Source organism: Photobacterium profundum (assembly GCF_003026285.1).
GTDB classification, from domain to species: Bacteria; Pseudomonadota; Gammaproteobacteria; order Enterobacterales; family Vibrionaceae; genus Photobacterium; species Photobacterium profundum.
Window position 1 is genome coordinate 492,151 of sequence record NZ_PYOD01000003.1, and the last position, 18,248, is coordinate 510,398.

An 18,248-nucleotide genomic window follows, 5' to 3' on the forward strand; every position below is an offset into this window, starting at 1 on the left:
TCAATAAGGTTCTATCGATCACATCGCCAAGACAAACCGTGAGCAACGCCTATCATGTCAACGTAGCTTCACGGTTTCTTGTTTAAAGAGTAATTACTTTTATACGTTGTATTTTCCTTGGAAACCCCTAATCTTTTATCAGAAATGATACGTTTTACTTCAAGGAAATAGATGGATAAGAAACGCTATAAAATCGACAACTGGATTTTCATTCCCAGTGAAAACAAATGTATTCTCGATGAACGGAGTGTCGTGATTGATAACCGTCTCTCTAATTTATTATTGTTTTTATGCCAGCATCCTCACCAAACATTCAGTCGTGATGAGTTAATCAATGAAGTCTGGAACGGTAGCTTTTTAACTGATCAAGTGATCACCCAATCTATATTTGAACTTCGAAAAATACTGAAAAGTAACCAACGTCACCCTCATGGCTATATCATCACGATCCCTAAACGTGGCTATAAATTAGACGCAGAGGTCGAGATTCAGGATGACAGCTTATCTACCGAGGATAACAATCAGGATACTGAAAACGCACACGCCCTTTTAAACACTGCTCATACAAACAAAGAGGCTGTCCGGGAAGTACCTCAGCCTTCATCTGCACCATCGTATCAAAAAGAGCGAGAGGCAGCGCATCAACGTCGTTCTTCACGAGGAAAACTGATCGCCTTCTGCTGTTTATTACTGGTAGCCACCCTAGCATCACTGTTTTATTATGTAAAAACGCCTGAATCAAGAGCTACATCCACACGCAAATTTAGCTCACTAGAGCCTAGTGTTATCAATGTATCAATTAAGATTGACAGCAATACCACTGACCCAAAAACAACCCGCATCGAAATTGGTGCTATCAATAGCTTATTGAATGACTTGCAATATAATAAGAACTTCCGATTAGTACGAAATACCACACCGTCACCAGTGGCTGGTAAATCGTTAACTTTTCACCTGTTAGAAGAAAATGGTAAAAAGTACATTGATGTAGAGTATTACAATAACATCTCAAATTTCATGCATTTAGATAGAAAGTATCTGATTAACGAAAATGACCTACTCCTCACCATCAAACAGATGCTAACCAATTTACTGCACGCCTTACACATCAATGTTCCTCAGCAAACAATTGACTCTGCGTTAAGCGAAATGCCGACTAACCCACAAGCTCTTGAACTGACCATGCAAGCCATTGGCATTGTATTTAATAATAACGACGCAGATAAGCTCAAAGCACTAACTCTGTACCAGCAAGCGTTAGATATCGAACCAGATAATCATTATTTAATCGCCATGAATTACATCTATAAAATGACGTTGCTATACATCAGTAACACCGGTATTGATAATGATAAAAAAGAGGCATTGAACAATACTTTAATGGCACAAAAAAGCATGCTCTTATCGGATCCGCAGTCTAACAAAGTACACGAAGCATTTGCCTTGCTAGCACTAACGACCAATAACACAGCAGAAGCCCAGCAACACCTAGAGAAGATTCATTACAACCAACAAACAGTAATGACACTGTTGCTCAATGCAAAACTGGCCGAAACCTTTGGTAATACAGCTTCCGCTAGCGAGTATTATTATCAAGCGTTACATAAATCAGGATCAGTTCGTGTGTTTGAAGTGGCTGAGACACTGGTCTTTTACAGTGATTTAAGTGATATAAAGAAAAAACTAGGACTAAAACCCTAAGCCCTGTATTTTTACGTTCTAAGCATGACCATCTAAATCTAGCTATAATTAATTGATTTATAACCATAAATCACTATTATTTATGGCCTTATTTTAAATTAGGGATTAAATGTGGAAGACCGTATCCATACTGCATACAAAGGTGAAATTTATGGTATTTCATTTTTATCTTTCTTTGCTAAAAATTACGCTGATAAATCACACTCTCAACTATGGGAAACATTAATCCATGTTGAAGTTTTAACAGCAAAGCTTCTAGAACCGTATCTAGACAAACACTCAATTGAATACGACAAACATAATACGGATATGCAGCTTAAAGGTATAAAAGATGCCGAATTTTAGGTAGATCTCCCATGGGATCAGCTGGTACAAACGCTGACAAACTGGGTTGAGCCCTACGAAGAAAAATACCGTGTATGGGCAGAGGAAGCAAAAGAAAATATCCAGGCTTTTAGTCTTATTGCAGACCACGAGACGGCTATTTTTCAATGCTGGAAAGCTGAAATGATAGGGAAGTCTGGCGTTCCTATTTTATTGAGATTCATAAAACGATATTCAACTGTATAACGAAAAATACTCATTTCGAAAACCAGATATACGGAAGCACCTAAGATTATTAGTCTTAAGTGCTTCTTCTGCCAAACACGGTTACAAGAAACCGAGTTTTATAGCTTCATATGTAAAATAGGAAATGGTTTTCCCATATCATCTAATGGTGAGCGTGATACAACGTTAAACCCCATACGCTGGTAAAAACCAACAGCTTGTGGGTTTTGTTCATTTACATCTACACTATTAACTGAATATTCAGTTAACGCATAGGTCAAAAGTACCTTACCGACACCTTGTCCCCTCGCCTCATTTAAAATGAACAGCATTTCAATTTTTTGGTCATTAACACCAAGAAAGCCAATAATTACCCCTAACTTGTCCTTAATACAATGCAGCGATACCGCAGGAAAAGCATGTTCGATGATAATAGGTTTAAAAAACGCAATATCCTCATCAGTGATGAAGTCATGAGTTGCTCGGACTGAATTCTCCCAGACCATCAGCATTTCTGCATAATCTTCAGGAGCCACATTTTCAACAATCATAATGTTCTCATTTACTTGATCTGCCATATAAAGCTGGTTAAGCAATAGGTTGGCATTTGATAAAGATGAAATTAGGATTTTTACTCAGGTGGTTAAAACGTTCAAGTGAAATTTCTTTCATTGCTTCTGATGGCTTCCCTTCTGAAAGTTCAACCACACATAAGCTAGCTTGTGATATAAAGTCAAAAAGCTCAGTCAAAGAACGACGGTAGAATTTAACTTCTACTGGTTCACCTATCGTATCCCAATTTTCCGTTACCAGCTCTCGCTCAAAATAATCACCAGACAGAGATGCCTCAATATCAACAAGCGGATGATGTGTTGAAAAAACAAAGCAACCACCCGCTTTTAGCACTCGCTTAATATCATTAAATAATAAAGAAAGATCTTCAATATAATGAATAGTGAGAGGACAAATGACAACATCATAGGTATCGCTTATCTCATTTGGTAAACCTAACGATAAGTCTTGAGTATACGCTGTTAGTTTATGTCCAAACTTCGCATTCACTATATCAATCATTTCAGGTGAAGCATCAACTGCAGTTACTTTAGCGCCATTTTCTAACAAGAATTTTGCGTAAACACCACTACCACAACCCAAATCTAAAACATGCTTATTTGTTAAATTAGGCAACATTGCTTGTAATGAAGGTCTCTCTAAATGTGCATTATAAATATTATTCTGTATTGCTATATCATAATCATTAGCAAACTTTGAATACATTAACCCTTTCATTATGAATCCTGTCATCTAATAAGAGATATATTGTACCGTAGCGACCTAACATTGAGTCAATTCATTAAAAACTTAATTATCGAAAAAACTACCGTGGCCAAATATTCAAAAACACCTTTACAACGTTTCCTCGAGTAGAGCTACCTTATCTGATTACTTTAATCATTATATATTTTAGGTAAATAAAACTCTTGACCTTGAAGTTAACTCCAAGGTTATTATGCATTCTCAAGCAATAACAAAGAGGGTTTAAAAATGACAGATTGTGCTGTAAAACAATGTTGCTCAAGCAAGCAACCGATGCAAAATACACCAATAAACGGTAAGTTCACAAACCACAAATTCCTAATCAGAGGGATGGACTGCGCTAGCTGTGCTATTAAAATTCAAAACGCTCTAGCCAACGTTGCCAAGGTTAAGCACGTTCGCGTTGCATTTGCCACTGAACGGTTATTTGTATCACTTGATGAAGATGCCGATCCAAGCCTGATACGCGAAACCGTTGAAAGCCTTGGATTCACCCTTTTAGACGCAAACGCGAAAGAAGAAGAAAAACCATTCTGGAAAGCCTATTCCACGTTTGTCCTACTAGCCTCACTAATGGCTATCTCAATCATTGTAATGCTTCTATTCCCTAGCATGGGAGAGCAAACATTCTTCATAGCAACAGCTATTGGCACACTGCCATTTGCAAAAAAATCCTTCAATCAAATGAAATCTGGTACTTGGTTTGGCATCGAGACACTAATGACAGTTGCTGCTTTAGGTGCGCTGTTTCTTGGTGAAAACATCGAAGCCGGTCTTGTTCTTCTCCTGTTCTCTCTAGGCGAAATGCTTGAAGGTTTTGCTGGACGAAAAGCCCGAGCTGGCATCAAAAGCCTGATGCAACTTACGCCTGATACCGTCACTCGCATTGTTGATGGAAAAAGAGAAAAAATCCAAGTTGAATTCGTGATCCCAGGAGAAATTATCGAAGTGCTTCCAGGTGATCGTATTCCCGTTGACGCAACGATTCAGTCAAGTATCGGTACGTTTGATGAAAGTGCGCTTACTGGTGAATCAATTCCTGTAAATAGGAAGAAAGATGAAAAGGTAATGGCTGGATGCATGGTTGTAGATAAGCCTGTAACTCTCGTCGTTGAATCAGAACCAGGCAACAATGCAATAGACCGAATTATCACTCTTATTGAAGAAGCTGAAGAAAGTCGGGCTCCCATAGCACGAATGGTTGATAAATTCAGTTCATGGTATACACCACTTGTAATGGCTATAGCAGCTTTAGTTATGGTAGTTCCGCCTTTGTTCATGGGCGCAGAATGGATGCCTTGGGTTTATAAAGCACTAACACTTCTACTGATTGCTTGCCCATGTGCATTAGTTGTATCAATTCCAGCAGCTGTAACATCGGCATTAACTTCTGCATCACGCTCCGGTGCATTAATTAAAGGTGGTGCTGCTCTTGAACAACTTAAGAACGTTAAAGTATTAGCATTTGATAAGACAGGAACACTTACACAAGGAAAGCCAAAAGTAACAACTATCATTTCTTTAGCTGAAGATCGCAATGAACTACTTAAATTAGCAGCATCACTTGAGCAAGGATCAAGCCATCCTCTAGCGAAGGCTATCATCGAACATTCTAAAGAGTATGGTATTGATCTAGTTGAACCTGAGACCATAAAAGTTATTAATGGTCGTGGAATTATCGGAAAGGTAGATAATCGAGAAATTTCAATCTTAGCACCACGATACGTTCATAGCTCTATCATGGATATGAATGAACTTAAAGAAACTGTTGAAGAAATCGAGTCACAAGGAAATACCGTGGTTGTTATCCTTGAAGGGATGGCCCCTCTAGGCATTATCGGAATGGCAGATACATTGCGAGAAGATGCGGTAGAAGCTATCAATGATCTAAAGAAAATGGGGATAAGAAGTGTAATGCTAACAGGTGATAATCGCAGGGCTGCTGCTTCTATCGCTGGTCGCCTTGGTATTGACTATAAAGCTGAACTACTACCTGAAGATAAAGTGAAAGCAATTCAAGATCTGCAGCTTCAAAATTCTGGCGCGGTGGCTATGGTTGGCGACGGTATCAATGACGCCCCAGCTTTAAAAATGGCTGAACTTGGTATTGCTATGGGCAGAGGCAGTGATGTGGCATTAGAAACAGCCGATGCAGCCCTTACCCACGAAAAGCTAGTAAAGCTTCCTGTAATGATTAAGCTCTCCCAAAAAACAGCTAAAATCACACGACAGAATATCGCTCTAGCATTAGGTATTAACTCGTTTTTCTTGATAACAACCTTGTTTGGAGTAACGGGTCTGATGGCAGCGGTATTGTCCGATGCAGGTGGAACTCTCCTTGTTACGCTAAATGCATTAAGACTAATGAAGCAGATGAGAATATAAATTTCAGAAATATTAAGCTGTTTATTTTAAAAATAAATAATTTAGTCCTGTCGCAAATAGAGTTTTTAGTCAAAATATAAATTCTCTATTTTCGACATAAACACTAAGTGCTACCTATTAGATAGATATGAAAAATAATGAATCTACGTCGATAAAAATCGATATAAGCACGACAAACTTATTACCGAGCATGCAACTAGAAAAGATGACGTTGTACCTTATCAGTAATAAATCATTTCTTACTCACACAAAGCGGAACAGTCATGAAAAAATATCTATTAGCTATATCGTTTCTATCTCTGTCTTTGCCCGTAGCAGCTGTCGATGTTATCTGTGATGATATTATTGCAGTCTCAAAAGATGGCTCTGTAAATGACAGTCTCATACTTGTTTCTAGGGCTATTGGACATATGGATTTCAATGATTCAATTGATTACGGCAATATGTTTGCAGCTCTATCTGAAGCGGGTCAAAGTAAAATTGTGTCTGATTCTATAATACTATGCGACTCCTTACCTGGTAATGCACCTCTATCGAACATTCTTAAAAAGTTTATAAAATAATTTAACCGATATTTAACAAATGACAGCAAATCGCTATGTAACATTACCTTAAAAGCCCATAGTTGCTTTATCAACAATACAGCTATGGGCAATATTTATCGCTATCGTTTAGGTTTCACACAACCCAGCACGCAAAAAAGATGACGCAATAATTAATACTGAGAATCCTTCACGACTTTTTCACCATAAATCCCATTCTTAGGAATCGCTTTATAGCTTGAATTTGCAGCACGCATAATACGAATACCTTCCGCCCCCGCATCACGAGCAGAAATGATGTCCCCATCAGAATCACCGTAATACAACTTAATGTTATGTTCCTTAATGAAAGGAGTCTTGGTGTAAACCGTTTTACTGGAACCAGCAAAAATCACTTTGTGCATATTCGCAATTCCAAAAGTATCTTTTAGGTATTGTGTGGTTATTTCACAATCAGACCCTGTACGACCAGTGATGAAATAAATATCATCACCACGCTCTTGGTGCATTGTAATCAACTTCTGACCGATTGTTTTAGGTAAGCTGAAAGCTTCCCATGAACAGTTCATCTTATCCCAGAATTGTTGTGACTGAAGGTAACTATAGCCATTCGGCGAAAAAACTTGCTGACCACGATTAAAACCAGGGGAACTGAACAACACTGTATCGTCAATATCAAAGCCCACAGCCATCGGCGGCTTATCCGCAAGGCTCGCTTTAATACCTTCTACCGAGATCCAATTGAGCGGTACTGATTCGCCTTTCTGCATCACATCAATCGAGCTGTACCCTGTTTCTGTTCCGGGCGTTTTTGGGTCTGCTTGTACAGACGTCGACACAAAAGCGCATGCCATTAAAGAGGAAAGTGCGAGAGTAAGTAATTTTGTTTTCATTATGCTTTATTCATTAAAAAACGTTATGCAAACGTACTCTCACTCAGTAAGGATAAATGAGAATACCATCACAGAATTTTTAATCGCAAAAACCGTTACAGAAAGCTAAGATTTCGATTTTATTTAACACATTGAGCTATAAGTAAAATTAAGGGGTGTTGCAAGGTTATAACGCCGTCTAGCGGTAATGATTTCATGACGTTTAGAACGACTAATATAAAACGTCATTATCAGACAACCATTTTTAACATTGAGCGCTTACATTGTACAAATCAAAACCATGTATGCTGTTTGATACTGACTTCTTTTCCGATCTTTTGGTGAAGATGCTAGAATCTACTCATTCGTACATGCTTTAAAGAAAAGTCAGATGAGTTACCGACAACATTCTATTACTCAAATCAACTTCTGTTTTGATTTTTCAGATTTCGACGCTTTCACTTTTGTAGCCCAGCATGTACCAAAATGCACAGCATGATTTTTAAAAAGGTTCAGATTTTAAATGAGTAATATGATTCAGTGGTTCCCAGGCCACATGCACAAAGCACGTAAAGAAATTGAAGAAGCAATTCCGAAAGTTGATGTCATTATTGAAGTGCTAGATGCACGTATCCCATTCAGTAGTGAAAACCCAATGATTTCTTCACTTCGTGGTGAAAAGCCTGTTGTTAAGGTTTTGAACAAACGTGACTTAGCCGATCCTGAAATGACTGAAATGTGGATTGCACACCTTGAAAAAGAACAAGGTGTTAAAGCTATCGCTATCACGACAGAGAATATTGCTGAAGTAAATCAAATCATGGAACTATGCCGCAAGCTAGCACCTGGTCGCGAAGCTATGGGCAAAAATATTCGCACTATGATTATGGGTATACCTAACGTAGGTAAATCTACAATCATTAACGTAATTGCAGGTCGCACTATTGCTGTTACAGGTAACCAGCCAGCCGTTACTCGTCAACAGCAGCGCATTAACCTACAAAACGGTATTGTGTTATCTGACACCCCTGGAATTTTGTGGCCAAAAGTAGAGAACCCGCACAGTGGTTTTCGTTTAGCGGCAACAGGTGCGGTTAAAGATACTGCAATGGATTATACCGATGTCGCTTTCTTCACTATTGAATATTTAGCAGCGGCTTATCCTGATTTAATCAAAGCTCGTTACGATCTTGATGATGAATTACCAGAAACAGATATCGAGTTAATGGAAGAAATTGGTCGTAAACGTGGCTGCCTTCGCCCTGGTGGTCGAATTGATATCCATAAAGCGTCAGAAATACTAATCAATGAACTGCGTAATGGCGTACTAGGTAAGATCACTATGGAACGTCCAGAAATGATCACAGAAGAGCTAGTTAATGTCGCTATTGAAGCAGAACTAAAGAAAGAACAACAAATTAAAAAGAAAGAAGAACGTCGTAAGCGTTACCTTAAAAACAAGCGCTAATTAAAAAGAAAAGGCACTGTTCTTCCGCTACAAAAGAACAGTGCCTATGTCAAACATGACAAGTAGAAGGTGTATTCTGATGTGCTTAATACTTAAAAAACCAAACAGCCCTCACTGCTATTCAGCTCTTCAAACTCCATACCTAAACACACTGATATCAAAGCAAACTTCATACCATTACATAACCAATTAAAATTCAATAAGTTAGATATAGCAACTGGAAAATATTGCACAAATATAAGGACATAGTGCACCAAAACAATGCACCTACCCTCCCGCAACACCCTTTCTAAAAAGTAGCCCTCAATAAAAAATATTTTTCCATAGATAGAGAAATATACACACTAAAAATCATTTATAACACTAAACATTATGAGTAAAAGCTAGACTAAATATGTATTAAATAAAAACTATAAAGCACTTTAAAACAAAGAGTTATCATCATTTAAATGTGATTATCTTAACATTCATTGTGATTAACTCTAAACTAACTAAAACCAACTGAGTTAACATAAGTATTTACGGCCATTCGCATTAGTTTTTCTCACTTTACGAAAAGCATCTTTGGGTTCATATTCCTCTCGAAATAACATCAGACACTGTCTTTTCTTAGGCAGACATCCCATTTACATATTTAATATTGGAGTACACGGTAGTGATTCAGAACACTACTTGTCGCAAAGGCGGAGGTATTTTTGTACCTGTTGCCGGACTAACTGTTTTTGCAATAGCTTCAGGCTATTTAATGAGTTTAATCCCGTTATCGATGGGATCATTTAAGATAGACTCAGGTTTTGCTAGTTGGTTAGCCAGTATTTTTTATTTTGGCTTATTAATCGGTTCTTTGATGATTGAGCCAATTATTGCAAAAATTGGTCACCGAATCGCTTTCATCATGTTCCTTGCGATCCTAGCGATAACTGTTGCTATTATGCCTTTATTTCCAAATAAAGAAGTATGGCTATTTGCCCGTTTACTTGCAGGTATGGCTGTAGCTGGCATATTTGTCGTGATTGAATCATGGCTATTAATTGGTGACGATAAAAAAGAGCGTGCTAAGCGACTCGGCATTTATATGACATCGCTATATGGTGGAACGACTATAGGGCAATTTGGCATAAACATGTTCGGTATTAATGGGTTTGAACCATTTATTGCAATTATTGCTTTGATTTTACTTGCAATTTTACCACCTCTGTTTATTAAGCAAGGACAACCAAATTGTGAAGAACACCATACGATGGGGTTTAAGCAAATTTCACGTTTAAGCAAAGCCGCAATTATTGGTTGCTTAGTTTCTGGCGTTGTTATGGGCACGATTTATGGGTTAATGCCCTTAGCGCTACGTAAGGCCGATATGAGCAATGAAAAAATTGGCGTACTAATGGCTGCGATTATTTTAGGTGGCATGATAATTCAGCCTATTGTAAGCGCGCTATCATTAAAAATGAGCAAAACGCTACTGTTAGCGATGATGTCGTTACTCGGCGTGTTTGCTATGGGAGTTACACACTTAACGAGTGATTACCTAACAACCGTATTCGCATTGGCCCTGTTAGGTATGTCTGCATTTGCTTTGTATCCGATAGCGATTACTTTGGCTTGTGATGAACTAGGTTCGAGCTTTATTGTAGCGGCAACACAAATCATGTTGTTTAGCTATAGCGTGGGTTCGGCGACTGGACCGTTATTAGCTAATAAATTTTTAATTAAAGCGAATGGATTAATGGATTTTTTCTTCATCGTATTATTAAGTACAGCGATTTATATGTTATTTGCGAGCTTGAAGAAAAAGCCTCAAGTATTGGCGAGCTAACAGTACTTATTGCTTAGTAGAGAGTTATATGCGTGTATAGCTAAGCCCTCTAATACCATAAATTTAGTACCCTAAAAAAAGAGCGGGCGCGACATTCGTCGCGCCCTTAGGTCTTACTTGCAGCAATCCGGCTACTATAGTGCTCCCTGCATCATTCCATGATTTTGCTGATTCCTTCAGCTTAGTCCTTTTTTCTCTATCCTAGAGATGTCCTTTGATCTTACCTTGATCCGTCGAATCATCCTGTTCCGACTCCCTCTCCGTCCTGGAGGTATCCTTTACTTCATCCTGAAGTGGTCCGTATTTCGTCATCCTAACGAGTAAGTATCCTACCTACTGCATCACTTCCATTTGATTATCCCTTCACAGTCCATGTTCGATAAATCGTCCTGATTCACCGCCCTCATCCTGAGGCTGCCAGATTCCTTGGCTAATTTCCTGTTCCGTTCCGTCAGTTCCTTCCGACGCAATAAAGAATACGGGTTTTATAAATCTAAGCAACGAACATAGATCACATTTATCATCAAATGTAAGTACAAAAAACACTGAAAACCAATAAACGCATGAATTTCATAGATTTTATTTTTAATTTCAAATGTTTCATTTATAAAATAAGCTGTTTTCCTTACTAATTTGTAAGAGATCTCGCACAAGACAAACATGCAACGAATAAAAAAAGAGACATTCCAGTCTCTTTATATTCAAGTAATATAATTTTTATCCCATGAGTTTATTATGCAACTTCATTCAAGCTCTCTAATTTACCTAATAAATGTTCTTTACGAAATGGCTTCGCAACATAATCATCCATTCCAGCTTCGTAGCATTTACTAATGTCTTCATCTAGAACACTTGCAGTTAATGCAATAATCGGTAGCCGATCAGTTTGTTGTTCTTTTTCCCATACTCGAATCGCTTCAGTTGCAGCAAAACCATCCATTATCGGCATCATGCAATCCATTAAAATGGCTTTAAACGAAATAGGTTCTTTCTGGGTAATAAGATCAACGGCTTCTTGTCCATTATTTGCCAAAACAATTTGGTAACCCGCTTTTTTAAGCAAGAGTGAAGCAACCTTCTGATTAACTAAGTTATCTTCAACGATCAAAATAACATCTGCATCTGCTTGCTCTGATATTTGACCCTCTGTGATGGTAGGAGTTGTATTTATGCTCACAGACTTTATATCAACTAAACAACTCTCAGGGTTCAAAGCAGGGGTAGCTTGTATTTCTCTATTCTTCACTACGTTGGTAAATGCATTACTAATCGCTTTTACAAATCGCTGACCAAGCAACGGTAAAACGGTTAATCCATCAATCGTATGACCAAAATCAAATTGCTCATCTTGAAGTTGAGAACAAATAACGAGGGCTGGTCTATCTTGAATACGATTAAATAATTCAATGTCTTTAATCGTACGATTTAAGGTTTTTTGACAATATAAAATTAAATCATATTGTTGTGATATCCCTAATACGGCTGCCGTTTCTATATCAGAAACAGTAATATTCAACCCCCACTTTTTACATTCCATTTCGACTTTATCGGCATTTGATGTTTGATTTGATAACAGCAGACACTTTTTGTTCTCAAAATTCGGGATAAGTTTAGGCTGATATTTAACAACATCGACATCTAAGCTAAAGTAAAAATCACTACCAAATCCCTTTTCTGATTTCAGTTCAATTGAACCGCCTAGAAGCTCAACTAGCTGACGACAAATTGCCAGCCCTAAACCTGTACCTCCAAACTGACGAGTAATCGAGCCATCTTCTTGCGTGAATGGTGCAAAGACTTGTTGTTGCTTATCTTTTTCGATACCAATTCCGGTGTCTTTTATAGAAAAGAGCAACGACGCTTTTTTATCACCAATATCAGTATAAGTTATCGATAACGTTACAGAGCCTTGTAAGGTGAACTTCACAGCATTAGACATCAAATTCATCAGTACTTGTCGTAACCTGTGCTCATCCAACATAACAGACGTAGGTAGTTCAGGATCTAATTGAATTTGAAGGTTAAGTCCTTGTTCTGATGCTTTTGCCTGAACAATAGTAATCGTGTCGTAAACAACTTCTGCAAGATTTGATTCATGAGGTGAAAGCACCAAATTCCCTGATTCTATTTTAGATAAATCGAGAATGTCATTAATCAACAATAATAATGTTTGCGAAGAGGTTTCGATGGTTTGCAAATATTCCGCTTGAGAAGGGTTCAGTTCAGTATCAGACAAAATGCCTGACATCCCTATAATGCCATTCAATGGCGTACGTATTTCATGAGACATGTTTGCTAAGAAGGAACTTTTAGCAACGTTAGCCTTCTCTGCTTCTTCTTTAGCCTTAATAATATTCGCTTGGCTGAAATGACGATCTTCCAGTAATTGGTTTAACTTAGACGTGAAGACAGTGAATTCATCATTACCATCTGATTTCACTTTCAATGCTGCATTATGATCTTCTTCAATTTTTGACATCGTTTGAATAACGCGGCTCAAGTAAAAGAGAATACGTCGCGCTAGATTTGTTCCTAGGTAACACATAACTACCATCGATAACAAGATTGCTGCGAGATACACACTCATTAGTGTTTTGATATCTGTCGTTGTTGTCTGAATATCGTCAACTAACGAGATACTCACCTCTTGTACAACTTGCTGTATTAAGGAGAACCTGTCATTAAAAGCTTGCAAACCTGTTGCTATTTCACTTTCCTTCATTTCTCCTGTTAAAATTCCCTCTCGCAACTTATAACTGTCAGAAAAAGCAGGATCTGCAAATATTTTAAGCAAAAGATCAATTTGTTTTGGGCTGGCACTAATAGCGATAAACCGATCAATAAAAAGCTGCTGACGCTCAATCACCGTCGACAATAACTGTTTAAACTCATTATTGTTCGTTTCTTTATACTGATGAATGAACCAATTTTCTTCTTGTGCCCAAAAAGACAGCCACTGCAATTGATAAAGAACTTCTGTGTTTTTCTCTATATCTATATTTCCAGTGCTCACTCTATTTTTTTCAAACGTTATTAAAAACTGACTAACGAGATCATCAAACCATACAGACCAATCATTCAAATCTTCTTTACTTGTAGAAAGTAGCTCAACCTTCGCTTCATCCATCTCTTTTAATATATTCTCTGCACCCTCTTTTTCACTTTGAGAGAACGCGCTGGGCAGTAACAAAAAAGCACGATTAATCGCTTCAGATAGAACATTCCATTCATTCGATTCAATGTCGCCGACTAATCTTTCTGTTTTGAGTGTGTGAACTTGTGATGAAATAACATATTGTTCTTTCAATAATTCAATTCTAGCATTAAGTAAATTCAACGATTGTACTTCGCCGTACAATTTCTTAATTTCTAACCCAGCAAATACACTCATAAACAGTAGTGGTAACCCAACTAACAGAAACAGTCTCGATTTAATGGATATTTTGTTCAAAAAGCCCATATTCTCTCCTTGAATGTGAACTCAGACCAATGTCTGTTTGTAGTCACAGTAATGTCTACTATTATGTATAGTAGGTTTAGTACTCACCGATATGAAAAAAATCAATTAATAAGGATTTTATTAATAAACAAGTCGTTATAACATTTTTATTTGGAATGTTCATCACATTATGAACTCAGACCAATGCCTGCTTGTATTCACAATAGTGTCTATTATTATGTATAGTAGGTTTAGTACTCACCGATATGGAAAAATCAATGAATAAGGATTTTCTTGATAAACGAGTTGTTATAACATTCTTATTTGGAATGTTCATCACATTATTTTCATCCCATATTAATGCAGAAAGTAACTCTGATAATAAGGAAGTAGAGTTTGCCGTATTTTCTATGAATAGTGATATCCCCGCTTTAAGTAAAAGCAAAGCGAGAATGATTTATAAAGGAAAAACAAAAAAAATAAATGGTAGTTTAAAAATCATATTAGTTGATTTGCCAGTGAATTCTATTCATAGAGAAGAGTTTTATTCTATGTTACTGGGTAAATCCATATCTCAGATGAATGGATATTGGGCAAGTTTATCATTTTCAGGTAAAGGTAAAGCACCAGAAGAACTTAATAGTGATGATATAAAAAGCATTATTGAATGGTTGAATAATAATCCAAATGGTATTGCGTATGCTCCCATTGAATCAGTTCCGGAAAATGCCAATATTTTAATCACTATCTTACAGGGAGAGTAAGACAATGAATAAAACACTTTTATCAACCATTATTATCGCTGCACTTCCATTCTGCTCACAAGCTGCAATCGACGTTACCGATAACTTTTCAATCAGCGGTTTTGGCTCAACATCGATTACTCAGTCAGATAACAAAACACCACTATTTGTGAATCGAGAAATTACAGATGACACTTGCTACGATTGTGATACAACATTTGGCTTACAGGCAGACTGGGCAATGTGGGGTGAATTGAGTTCTTCTGTTCAAGTCGTTAAACGCCCGCAAGATGATTGGTCGGGACCAGAGTTAGAATGGGCTTATCTAGCTTACAACTATAACAACTTATCATTTAAAGCCGGGCGCCTAAGGCTACCTCTTTTTCTTGCGTCTGAATATTACTATGTCGGACAAGCTTACACATGGGCACGACCGCCACAAGAGGTCTACGATAGTCTTTTAGGATTCAACTACTATGACGGTCTCTCAGGGAGTTGGCAATATGATCTCTCCGATGAAATAGTACTGACTGCAATGCCATATTATGGTTTTTCCAATACCAATAAAATGGATTACGGTAGCGTAGCACTAGAATTTGATACAGAGCGAATTGCAGGTATTTCGTTCGATATTAGTGGGTTCAACTATCGTGTACACATGAGTTACATGAATGCTAAATATAGGATGATTCCTTCACCTACATACGACACATTAAATTTCTATACACTCGGGGCTGAATATTCACTTGATCAGTGGCAGTTTATGGCAGAAGTCGATGCCGACAACCTTCAAACTAACTGGTACGCAAGTGCTTCTTATAATATCGATAAGTTTACCCCTTATGTAGTGTATGGAGAGAGCCACCAACGCCGGAAAAGCAATAGCATTACGACAGGCGTAAGATACGATATCACTCACACAGTCTCTATTAATGCTGAATGGCAGAATATTTTTATGGATAGAGAAGATTACAACGCCGGAAATTCAGGACAATTTGTTGCACCACCAATCGCTTACGGTGAAGACAAAGATGCTCAGTTGTACACTGTTATGCTGAATTTCGTATTCTAAATTTATACCTAGATTAACACCTAAATATAAGGGAGCAATTACACGCTGATGATCAGCAATAATTACTCCCTTTTATATATTAAAATGACAAACACGTTAAACTGCTTATTTCACCAACATTGCAGCACCAAATACACCAGCACTATCGCCCAAATCTGGTTTAACAATAAGTGTATCTAACATTGGGTTAAATAAATGACGCTTAATCGCTTGTGGTGCGTGCTCATAAAGTGCATCTATATTACCAACTCCCCCACCCACGACAATCACATCAGGGTCAATAACATTGATAATTTGTGCAACAGCCAAACCAAATTTATCGATTAATCGCGTTAATGTATGTTGAGCAAAACTATCCCCACTTTCTGCCAATTTTACGATTTCAGGCAAAGAATGATCTTGCTTGGCAATACTTTTGTAATGCGCTTCTAAGCCTTTCCCTGAAATCACTGTTTCTAAACAACCTTCTTTACCGCAATAACATAACGCACCATTAGGTTCTAATACATTATGCCCCCACTCGCCTGCAATGCCATGTCGTCCGTTTATCAGCTTGCCATTAACAACAACACCAGAACCAACACCTGTGCCCATGATAATACCGAATACAACTTCAGCATCGGGCTTTAAGCGCTTCACTACACCTAGGCGAGCTTCAGCTAACGCAAAACAATTTGCATCATTTGCAAGTACAACTTTAGTGCCCAGTATTTCTGTAAGGTCTTTATCAAAAGGCTGACCATTCAATGCTGTTGAATTACAGTTTTTCATTACACCTGTTTGGGGGTCTAACGCGCCAGGTGTACCAAAGCCAATCGCCTCGGGGTATTCACCTATAGATTCAGCACACATATCAATAAGAGACTTGATACGTTGTAGAATATGGACATAACCTTTACTTCCTTCTGTGGCAACTCGCTCACGTAGCACACACTGATCATCTGTTCGTGACATCACTGCACACTCAATCTTCGTACCGCCTAGATCAACGCCCCAATAATACTGACTCATCGTTACTCCAGATTTTTTATCGTTATATATCCAAGTTACCTTACTGTACTTACTTCAGCGAGAACCTACACCGTAAGGTTACTTGGATATAATACTTAATAATTAAGGAATAAGAGCAACACATGCAACAAAGTGAACCAGAAAAATGCCAATTAGTGATACCGCTTTTGTTTAGATAGATAATTTCTGTCCCAAACGCCAGAGCAATCACACAATCAATTTTAACGACAAGATCGCCTAATCATTAAAATCAGCCATAATTACTTAACAATGGTCATGACTTTGACTTATTTCTTTTTAGACAAATGTCGTCAAGGAGAATCACACTATGTTTCTTAAAGAGACTCGTACTGGTGATCTAGTAGATGTGATTGATATGGGGTCTTTAATAAACCCTTTTACTCAACAGGTGGATGTTCAATACCAATCAGGGGAAGATTTAGCTGATCCTGTTGCGATAGACAAACAGAATTTGGCTTTTCCATCTGGCGAGCAATTACCAGAATGCTGGATAAACGGCTACTACCGTTTTAAACAAGGATAATGGATTCGATAAACTTAATAATGAACCGACTATTTTACTCGCCATCTCATAACTACTTAACATTAGTTATAATTGATGGCGAGTGACTATAGCTTTGCCCAAGCTACTTTTGAAGGTTTTTAGCTAACTCTAAACAATGTAAACGAAGCTCTTCTACTCGAGACGCATCCATACTCGACTTCTGGCGAAGCTGCTGTTTCAAATCTTTCGCTTTTTCTTGTAACTCACGTCCAGTCAACGTTAAAGAGATCACTTTTTTACGCTCATCAACGGGTGATACTTGTCTAGTAAGCATCTGCTTGCCTTCTAAACGCTTCACAATTGGTGTTAATGTTCCCGGATCGAGATGAGTATCATGAGATAGCTCTGTTAGGCTTACATCATTGTTATACCACAATGATTGCATAACGATGTACTGTGGATAAGTGAGATCAAACTCATCTAACAACGGACGGTATGCGCGTACTAATGCATTGGTTGCCGTGTAGAGTGCAAAGCACACATTATCTGATAACTGTTGAGACATTCTTTCCCTCTCCGGCATACAATCACCTTTCAGTGATCTTTTTTCACTCAAGCGATACTGTTCGTATCTACTCCGAATCTTATACTCCGCATAATAACGTGTATTGCATCACAGTAATATACTTAGCCTTAAAATAATTAACGCGCAAAATATTATCGCGCAAATCTATTGCATAAATGAAAAACTAAGTGTAACTTAAAAACAGATTTAGTTAGCGCGCAAAATATTTGCAGGAAAAGTAATTAGTTCTTACTTTTTTAACA

The 18,248-nt window shown here is 37.8% G+C and carries 15 protein-coding genes; 9 read left to right on the top strand and 6 right to left on the bottom strand.

Annotation, left to right across the window (positions count from 1 at the left end; genetic code table 11):
- Positions 1 to 171: 171 nt before the first annotated feature.
- On the top strand, positions 172 to 1,701 hold the full coding sequence (locus C9J48_RS11780) for a winged helix-turn-helix domain-containing protein (protein ID WP_006229575.1): 1,530 nt from the start codon (positions 172 to 174) through the stop codon (positions 1,699 to 1,701).
- A 111-nt stretch (positions 1,702 to 1,812) separates the two neighbouring features.
- On the top strand, positions 1,813 to 2,046 hold the full coding sequence (locus C9J48_RS28360) for a hypothetical protein (protein WP_006229574.1): 234 nt from the start codon (positions 1,813 to 1,815) through the stop codon (positions 2,044 to 2,046).
- Between the two features lie 323 nt (positions 2,047 to 2,369).
- Here the strand turns inward: C9J48_RS28360 and C9J48_RS11790 are convergent, their stop codons facing one another.
- Both C9J48_RS11790 and C9J48_RS11795 read right to left on the bottom strand, forming a co-directional pair.
- Complete coding sequence (locus tag C9J48_RS11790) at positions 2,370 to 2,801, bottom strand: GNAT family N-acetyltransferase (protein WP_036802656.1); 432 nt, start codon at positions 2,799 to 2,801, stop codon at positions 2,370 to 2,372.
- Between the two features lie 37 nt (positions 2,802 to 2,838).
- A complete protein-coding gene (locus C9J48_RS11795; protein ID WP_006229572.1) occupies positions 2,839 to 3,540 on the bottom strand; it encodes a class I SAM-dependent DNA methyltransferase in 702 nt (233 codons plus the stop codon).
- Positions 3,541 to 3,795: 255 nt separating this feature from the next.
- On the opposite strand from C9J48_RS11795, the gene C9J48_RS11800 reads away from it, so the two are divergent.
- Both C9J48_RS11800 and C9J48_RS11805 read left to right on the top strand, forming a co-directional pair.
- Positions 3,796 to 5,952 (top strand): heavy metal translocating P-type ATPase, encoded by a 2,157-nt coding sequence (locus C9J48_RS11800; protein ID WP_006229571.1) that lies wholly within the window; start codon positions 3,796 to 3,798, stop codon positions 5,950 to 5,952.
- A gap of 263 nt (positions 5,953 to 6,215) precedes the next feature.
- Positions 6,216 to 6,515, top strand: a complete 300-nt coding sequence (locus C9J48_RS11805) for a hypothetical protein (RefSeq protein ID WP_006229570.1) — start codon at positions 6,216 to 6,218, stop codon at positions 6,513 to 6,515.
- A 152-nt stretch (positions 6,516 to 6,667) separates the two neighbouring features.
- Here the strand turns inward: C9J48_RS11805 and aphA are convergent, their stop codons facing one another.
- Entirely contained in the window at positions 6,668 to 7,387 is a 720-nt protein-coding gene (gene aphA, locus C9J48_RS11810) for an acid phosphatase AphA (protein WP_006229569.1), read from the bottom strand.
- Between the two features lie 502 nt (positions 7,388 to 7,889).
- Between aphA and ylqF the strand changes: the two genes are divergently transcribed.
- Both ylqF and C9J48_RS11820 read left to right on the top strand, forming a co-directional pair.
- Complete coding sequence (ylqF, locus tag C9J48_RS11815; protein ID WP_006229568.1) at positions 7,890 to 8,834, top strand: ribosome biogenesis GTPase YlqF; 945 nt, start codon at positions 7,890 to 7,892, stop codon at positions 8,832 to 8,834.
- A 655-nt stretch (positions 8,835 to 9,489) separates the two neighbouring features.
- A complete protein-coding gene (locus tag C9J48_RS11820) occupies positions 9,490 to 10,650 on the top strand; it encodes an MFS transporter (RefSeq protein WP_006229567.1) in 1,161 nt (386 codons plus the stop codon).
- A 733-nt stretch (positions 10,651 to 11,383) separates the two neighbouring features.
- Here the strand turns inward: C9J48_RS11820 and C9J48_RS11825 are convergent.
- The gene (locus tag C9J48_RS11825; RefSeq protein ID WP_006229565.1) at positions 11,384 to 14,110 is read right to left on the bottom strand and encodes a hybrid sensor histidine kinase/response regulator; all 2,727 of its coding nucleotides are present in this window, start codon (positions 14,108 to 14,110) and stop codon (positions 11,384 to 11,386) included.
- Positions 14,111 to 14,367: 257 nt separating this feature from the next.
- Between C9J48_RS11825 and C9J48_RS11830 the strand changes: the two genes are divergently transcribed.
- Positions 14,368 to 14,853 carry a hypothetical protein gene (locus tag C9J48_RS11830; RefSeq protein ID WP_006229564.1) on the top strand — a complete coding sequence of 162 codons (486 nt, stop codon included), beginning with the start codon at positions 14,368 to 14,370 and terminating at the stop codon, positions 14,851 to 14,853.
- Positions 14,854 to 14,857: 4 nt separating this feature from the next.
- Positions 14,858 to 15,904: a porin gene (locus C9J48_RS11835; protein WP_006229563.1), complete on the top strand. Its 1,047-nt coding sequence runs from the start codon at positions 14,858 to 14,860 to the stop codon at positions 15,902 to 15,904.
- Positions 15,905 to 16,009: 105 nt separating this feature from the next.
- On the opposite strand, the gene C9J48_RS11840 is transcribed toward C9J48_RS11835, so the two are convergent.
- Complete coding sequence (locus C9J48_RS11840; RefSeq protein ID WP_006229562.1) at positions 16,010 to 16,915, bottom strand: ROK family protein; 906 nt, start codon at positions 16,913 to 16,915, stop codon at positions 16,010 to 16,012.
- A 328-nt stretch (positions 16,916 to 17,243) separates the two neighbouring features.
- On the opposite strand from C9J48_RS11840, the gene C9J48_RS11845 reads away from it, so the two are divergent.
- Positions 17,244 to 17,459 (top strand): hypothetical protein, encoded by a 216-nt coding sequence (locus C9J48_RS11845; protein WP_006229561.1) that lies wholly within the window; start codon positions 17,244 to 17,246, stop codon positions 17,457 to 17,459.
- Between the two features lie 103 nt (positions 17,460 to 17,562).
- Here the strand turns inward: C9J48_RS11845 and C9J48_RS11850 are convergent, their stop codons facing one another.
- Complete coding sequence (locus C9J48_RS11850; RefSeq protein WP_006229560.1) at positions 17,563 to 17,985, bottom strand: MarR family winged helix-turn-helix transcriptional regulator; 423 nt, start codon at positions 17,983 to 17,985, stop codon at positions 17,563 to 17,565.
- Positions 17,986 to 18,248: the final 263 nt, after the last annotated feature.

Coding starts and splice junctions, on each gene's coding strand:
- C9J48_RS11780 (WP_006229575.1), top strand. CDS start 172: ATGGATAAGAAACGCTATAAAATCGACAACTGGATTTTCATTCCCAGT.
- C9J48_RS11790 (WP_036802656.1), bottom strand. CDS start 2,801: ATGATTGTTGAAAATGTGGCTCCTGAAGATTATGCAGAAATGCTGATG.
- C9J48_RS11795 (WP_006229572.1), bottom strand. CDS start 3,540: ATGAAAGGGTTAATGTATTCAAAGTTTGCTAATGATTATGATATAGCA.
- C9J48_RS11800 (WP_006229571.1), top strand. CDS start 3,796: ATGACAGATTGTGCTGTAAAACAATGTTGCTCAAGCAAGCAACCGATG.
- C9J48_RS11805 (WP_006229570.1), top strand. CDS start 6,216: ATGAAAAAATATCTATTAGCTATATCGTTTCTATCTCTGTCTTTGCCC.
- aphA (WP_006229569.1), bottom strand. CDS start 7,387: ATGAAAACAAAATTACTTACTCTCGCACTTTCCTCTTTAATGGCATGC.
- ylqF (WP_006229568.1), top strand. CDS start 7,890: ATGAGTAATATGATTCAGTGGTTCCCAGGCCACATGCACAAAGCACGT.
- C9J48_RS11825 (WP_006229565.1), bottom strand. CDS start 14,110: ATGGGCTTTTTGAACAAAATATCCATTAAATCGAGACTGTTTCTGTTA.
- C9J48_RS11830 (WP_006229564.1), top strand. CDS start 14,368: ATGAATAAGGATTTTCTTGATAAACGAGTTGTTATAACATTCTTATTT.
- C9J48_RS11835 (WP_006229563.1), top strand. CDS start 14,858: ATGAATAAAACACTTTTATCAACCATTATTATCGCTGCACTTCCATTC.
- C9J48_RS11840 (WP_006229562.1), bottom strand. CDS start 16,915: ATGAGTCAGTATTATTGGGGCGTTGATCTAGGCGGTACGAAGATTGAG.
- C9J48_RS11845 (WP_006229561.1), top strand. CDS start 17,244: ATGTTTCTTAAAGAGACTCGTACTGGTGATCTAGTAGATGTGATTGAT.
- C9J48_RS11850 (WP_006229560.1), bottom strand. CDS start 17,985: ATGTCTCAACAGTTATCAGATAATGTGTGCTTTGCACTCTACACGGCA.